Origin of the sequence: Mesorhizobium sp. M1E.F.Ca.ET.063.01.1.1 (assembly GCF_003998155.1) — a bacterium.
Classification (GTDB): Bacteria; Pseudomonadota; Alphaproteobacteria; order Rhizobiales; family Rhizobiaceae; genus Mesorhizobium.
In genome coordinates this window covers 1-5026 of the sequence record NZ_RZSC01000338.1, presented here as the reverse complement: position 1 = coordinate 5026, position 5026 = coordinate 1, and the positions used below count along the sequence as shown (strand labels likewise).

General features: G+C 63.4%; 7 protein-coding genes. 2 read left to right on the top strand and 5 right to left on the bottom strand.

From position 1 onward, the window contains the following. A partial coding sequence (locus tag EOA29_RS43110; RefSeq protein WP_245468504.1) for a helix-turn-helix domain-containing protein occupies positions 1 to 220 on the bottom strand: 220 nt, incomplete at its 3' end. A 239-nt stretch (positions 221 to 459) separates the two neighbouring features. On the opposite strand from EOA29_RS43110, the gene EOA29_RS21705 reads away from it, so the two are divergent. After that, positions 460 to 1230 (top strand): NIPSNAP family protein, encoded by a 771-nt coding sequence (locus EOA29_RS21705; RefSeq protein ID WP_126094460.1) that lies wholly within the window; start codon positions 460 to 462, stop codon positions 1228 to 1230. Between the two features lie 62 nt (positions 1231 to 1292). Here EOA29_RS21705 and EOA29_RS21700 read toward each other — a convergent pair whose 3' ends face one another. The 3 genes from EOA29_RS21700 to choX form a co-directional block, all read right to left on the bottom strand. Further along, positions 1293 to 1883 (bottom strand): sulfocyanin-like copper-binding protein, encoded by a 591-nt coding sequence (locus EOA29_RS21700; protein WP_245468503.1) that lies wholly within the window; start codon positions 1881 to 1883, stop codon positions 1293 to 1295. A gap of 105 nt (positions 1884 to 1988) precedes the next feature. Next, positions 1989 to 2825, bottom strand: a complete 837-nt coding sequence (locus tag EOA29_RS21695; RefSeq protein ID WP_126094461.1) for an alpha/beta hydrolase — start codon at positions 2823 to 2825, stop codon at positions 1989 to 1991. Further along, positions 2822 to 3760 carry a choline ABC transporter substrate-binding protein gene (choX, locus tag EOA29_RS21690; protein WP_126094462.1) on the bottom strand — a complete coding sequence of 313 codons (939 nt, stop codon included), beginning with the start codon at positions 3758 to 3760 and terminating at the stop codon, positions 2822 to 2824. Before choX ends, EOA29_RS21695 begins: the two co-directional genes overlap by 4 nt. Positions 3761 to 3845: 85 nt before the next feature. Here choX and betI point away from each other — a divergent pair, with 85 nt between their 5' ends. Further along, on the top strand, positions 3846 to 4505 hold the full coding sequence (gene betI, locus EOA29_RS21685; protein WP_126094463.1) for a transcriptional regulator BetI: 660 nt from the start codon (positions 3846 to 3848) through the stop codon (positions 4503 to 4505). A 3-nt stretch (positions 4506 to 4508) separates the two neighbouring features. On the opposite strand, the gene EOA29_RS21680 is transcribed toward betI, so the two are convergent. Beyond that, on the bottom strand, positions 4509 to 5026 hold a 518-nt coding region (locus tag EOA29_RS21680; protein WP_245468502.1), incomplete at its 5' end, for a LysR substrate-binding domain-containing protein.

The window sequence follows — 5026 nt, the reverse complement described above, 5'->3', positions numbered from 1 at the left end:
ACCAAGAAGGCGCTGGCGCTGGCGGTGATCGAGGAGCGCGTGGCGGCAGCGCCTTCTTGGTCGGGAAATGGTGATGCAGCGCGCCGCCGGTGACGCCGGCCGCCGCCGTCAGGTCGCCGAGACTCGAGGCGTGATAGCCGCGCGCCTGGAAGGACTCCTCCGCCACATCGAGGACCCGGCGGCGCATACCTGCCGGGTCGTTGGTGCGCTTCTTGCGCATCGCCATCTCCCCCTTCTCCCCTTGTGGGAGAAGGTGCCTGAACGAAGTGAAGGCGGATGAGGGGTGCTCCAGCTTGGCAAAGACGGCGATCCGTCCAGCACCCCTCATCCGTCTTGGCGCTGCACGCCAATCCACCTTCTCCCACAAGGGGAGAAGGAAAAGGAAAGATACCAGATTGACAAAACAGGACAACCGGTCTGTTTTATAAACAGGATGATCGCCCTGTTTTGGAGTCGACGATGAACATCGTTCGAAGTGCCCCCCGCCTTGCCTCACCCATCGTCGAGCTTCGCCAATACACGCTGAGGCCAGGCCAGCGCGAAACGCTGATCGCGCTGTTCGACCGGGAGTTCATCGTGAGCCAGGAAGCGACCGGCATGACCATCATCGGCCAGTTCCGCGACCTCCACCGCCCCGACATGTTCGTCTGGCTGCGCGGCTTCGACGACATGAGAGCCAGAAAAGACGCGCTGAGCGCCTTCTATGGCGGGCCGGTCTGGGCCGAGCATCGCGACGCCGCCAACGCGACGATGATCGATTCGGACGATGTGCTGCTTCTGAAGCCGGCATGGCGGGATGCCGGCTTCGACCTGTCGGGACTGCAGAGGTCCGCCATCGCCGAAGCCGGAAAAGCAAATCCGGAAGGCCGCTTAGACAGCATTATTGAGATTTCGATTCATCATTTGCGCCCGGGTATGGGTGCTGCCTTCGCCGAGCGTTTCCGGACGGAAGCGATTCCGCAGCTTGCGGCAAACGGCGCACGCCTGCTCGGCGCCTTCGTCAGCGAGCACGCCGAAAACACGTTCCCGCGCCTGCCGGTGCGAGTTGGCGAAAATGTCTTCATCGCTGTCACTGGTTTCGGCAACAAAGAGGCGCTCGACCGATGCCAAGCCGCCCTCGCCGCTTCGCCGGCGTGGCGAGTCTTCCGGAAAGCTTTGGAGCCGAGCCTGACAAAGCCATCCCAGATGCTTCTGCTTTCGCCGACATCCCGATCGTTGGTGGGCCGGTGATCCCTGCCGGGAGGCTGCCTGCCGACAGATACGGAATGTCAGTCGCTTCGCCAGTTCGGCTGCTACGGCTTGACGGTGAACTCTGTCCACATGCCCGTCGCGAAGTGACCCGGGACATTGCAGATGAGCACGTATTTGCCAGGTTTCAGGTTTACGGTAAGCGTGCCCGAAGCGCCAGGGTCGAGTTCCGCAACCTCTCCCTTGTCGCCGGCCTTGTCCTCATCGACCCGGTTCTCGGCAGCAATGTAGGGAAGCGGGTCCTTGGGATCCGCTCGATACATCACGATCATTTCGTGGATAGTATCCTTGGAACTGTTCTTCACCTTGAACGTGATCTTGCCGGCCTTCACCGTCGCGGGCTTGGCCGTCATCCCCATGGTTGCCTTCGACATGTCGAGATTTGGCGTTCCATAGGCGAAGCCGGTGGTCATGGGCGTGTTCGCCCCTTTGTCCCACAACGAAACCTGAACAGTGCTGGCAGCCTGAGCGGCACCAGCCATCGCAACAACCGCGGCAAGCGACAGTGCCGCACTGCTTACCATGCTTTTCACAGCGAAGTTCCTCCGGCAGGCACCGATGGAATCGACACCGGCAATCGACCTCTTAAGGCCGTAGAACCAATCAACAGCCCAACGGTAGCGGTATGGTTGCACCTCCGGCCACCCTCGGCCTTGCGCTGGATCAAACCTTCCGGGCCTTAATGGACCGCCCGACCGGTGCATACTCAGCGGATCTCCGAGATCGAATCCAACAGGATATCACGAGCCCCGAAGGGTCTGGCTTAAGACCTCGGCGACGAAAGCCGGATCCTCCCAATGCGGGTTGTGGCCGCAATGCTCCGCCCACACGAGGCGTGAGCCGGCTACCGCTTCAGCCAAAGCTTGCTGGTGCGCCTCACCAAAAAGCGGATCGCAGGCACCCGCTATGATCAGCGTCCGGACCCGCACGGCCCGCGCTGCAGCGGTCAGATCCGTACGGCGGATTTCTTCGAGAATGGCGCGCCATCGCGCCGTTGGCATCGCCGAGGCGTCCTGAGCCATGGCTGCAAGGAAGGCCCGCGGCACGTTCGCGCCGCAGGCATGCCACCAGTCATAGAACGGATCGGCCGGGGCGATCGGATCGCGCAGCGCCGCGACACCGGCGACGAGGGGATGGTCCGGCGCGAAACCGGTTTTCAAAGTGCCGGCCACGACCACCAGCCCACCGATCAGTTCCGGGTGCCGCGCTGCCAGCGCGATCGACACCATGGCTCCCAGCGAATGGCCGACCAGGACCGGCCGGTCGAGCCGCAGGCGCCGGATCAGTCCGGCGATATCTTCGGCGAAATCGGCGACGGCGCAGTCCTCACGCGCCTGCGAAGCGCCGTGGCCGCGCAGGTCCGGCATGATCAGGCGGCGGCCGGCGAGATACGGCATCAGCAGCGAAAAGCTGCGGCTGGTGTCGGTGAAGCCGTGCACAAGCACCAGCGGCGGCTTTGAACCGGCGATCTCGACATAGGCAGCGTCGAGGCCGCCGACATCGACAAACTGCTTGCGGCTAGGCCAGGCGTCCTGCTCGGTCTCGTGCTCCGGCAGGTCCAATGCCGCCGGTCTCACAGTCCGAGCTTTTCCTTGACCGCGGCAAGGCCGGGTTTGCCGTCGAAGGTGGTGACGCCGGCCAGCCACCCATCGAGGCGATCCTTGTGCAAGGTAATCGACTTCAGCGCCCCCTCCTCCGGCTTCATGCCATCATTGATGAGGTAGCCCATGCCGACATTTTCCATATCGATGTCGAAGGCAAGGTTCTTCAGGAGCTGCGCGACGTTCGGGCATTGCTGCAGATAGCCCTTGCGCACCTGCGTCGTCACGGTGGCGGCGCCGAAATTCGGGCCGAAGAACTTGTCGCCGCCGGTCAGGTACTTGAAATCGTACATCGTGTTCATCGGATGCGGCGCCCAGCCCTGGAAGACGATGAACTGCTTCTCCTTGATCTCGTAGCCGACTTCCGAGAGCATGCCGGCTTCGCTCGACTCGACCACCTGCCAGCCGTCGAGATGGAACTGAGGATCGGCGATGGCGTCCATCATCAGTTGGTTGGAGCCGGGCTCGATGCCGTACATCTTCTTGCCGAACCTGTCGGCGAATTTGTGCAGGTCGGAGAGATCCTTGACGCCGGCTTCCCAGACATAGGTCGGCACGGCGAAGGTGTATTTGGCGCCGACCAGATTGACGCGCACGTTCTCGATCGAGCCGTCCTTCTTGTAAGGCTCGTAATAAGTGACCATCGCCGGGTCCCAGTAGCCGAGGAACAGGTCGAGGTCTTTGTTCTTCATGCCCTCGTAGATGACGTTGATGCCGAGCACCTCGCTCTGCGGCTCGTAGCCGAGCGCCTGGAGCAGCACCTTGGCCACGCCCGTGGTGAAGGCGAGATCGTTCCAGCCGGGCTCCGCCATGCGGACCACTTTGCAGTCCTCGGCTTCGGCGGCCCTGGCGGCCTGGGAAGTCAGCATCAGGGCCGCGACACAGACGCCATTCGCAAGCATACGCAACATTCCGGTTCTCCTCATGTCGACTATTCGTTGACCAACTGGTCATATTATTGTCCCACTGGTCAATCATTGATCTGAGCGGGCGAAAATGTCAACATGGATTCGCGATGCATGGATCGGTCCGGTGAAACTCACACGTCTCAGCGACATACGCCGCAAGGAATTGCGGCAGGCAGCCTTCGCGGTGCTGGAGCGCGAGGGCATTGCCGGCGCGACGCTGGAAAAGGTCGCGGCCCAGGCCGGCGCCTCGAAGGGCATCGTGCTGCACTATTTCCGCAACAAGCAGGAACTGTTCGAGCATGCCATGCGCGAGGCGAATGCCGTGCTCCGCAATGCGGTGGTCGTCAGGCTTCGGCGCGCACGGACGCCGATGGAACGACTGCACGCCGTGATCGAGGGCAATTTCGAGGAGCATCTGTTCCTGCCGCCGCTCTGCCACGCTTGGCTGTCGCTCTGCTCCGAGGTGCCGCGCGACGAGAAGCTGGCGCGCATCCAGAAGGTCATCCACGCGCGCATGCGTTCGAACCTGTTGTCCGGCCTGCGCGACCTTGCATCGCCGGACCTAGCGGATGAGATCGTGCTCGGCGTCACCGCGCTGATCGACGGGCTGTGGCTCCGGCTCGGGCTGCAGCCGGGCAGCGTCACACGCGAACAGGCGGTCCGCCAGGTCAAGGACTATGTCGCGGGGCGGCTCGCCCTGCGCCGGCCCGCAACCGTCGAGGCTGGCCTCCGCCATACGGCGGGGTGAGGGCTAGTCCCCGACCTCGTTATCCAGGTTGCGGAAGCCAAGCGCCTCAATTTCGTCCAGAATCTGCTCGCGGATCCAGCGATGCGGCGCCTCGTCGTCGCGGCGGGCGTGCCAGTACATCCGCACCGCCGGAGAACGAATTGAAATCGGCGCCCGATAGATGCCGAGCGGCAAGGATTTCGCTGCCACCGCCGCGAACTGTCTTGGAACGGCGGCCAGATAGGATCCGCTCGCCACGGCCAGCGCAACGGCCTGGAAATGCGGCAAGGCGAGCGTGACTTGGCGCGTCCGGCCCATCCTGCCCAGCGCGTCGTCGGTGAAGCCCGACATCGAGCCGTCGACGGAGCGCAGCGCGTGCGGCAGCTCGCAGAAGAGGTCGAGCGGCACCTCTTCCCCCTCGGCGATCCCCGCATGGCGAAGCGCGGGATTGTCTTTCGCCGCGATGATGGCAAAGGGCGACCCGAACAGCGGCACGCTGGAGACCCATTCGGCGACGTCCAGCGGGCGCTCCAACGCCACGT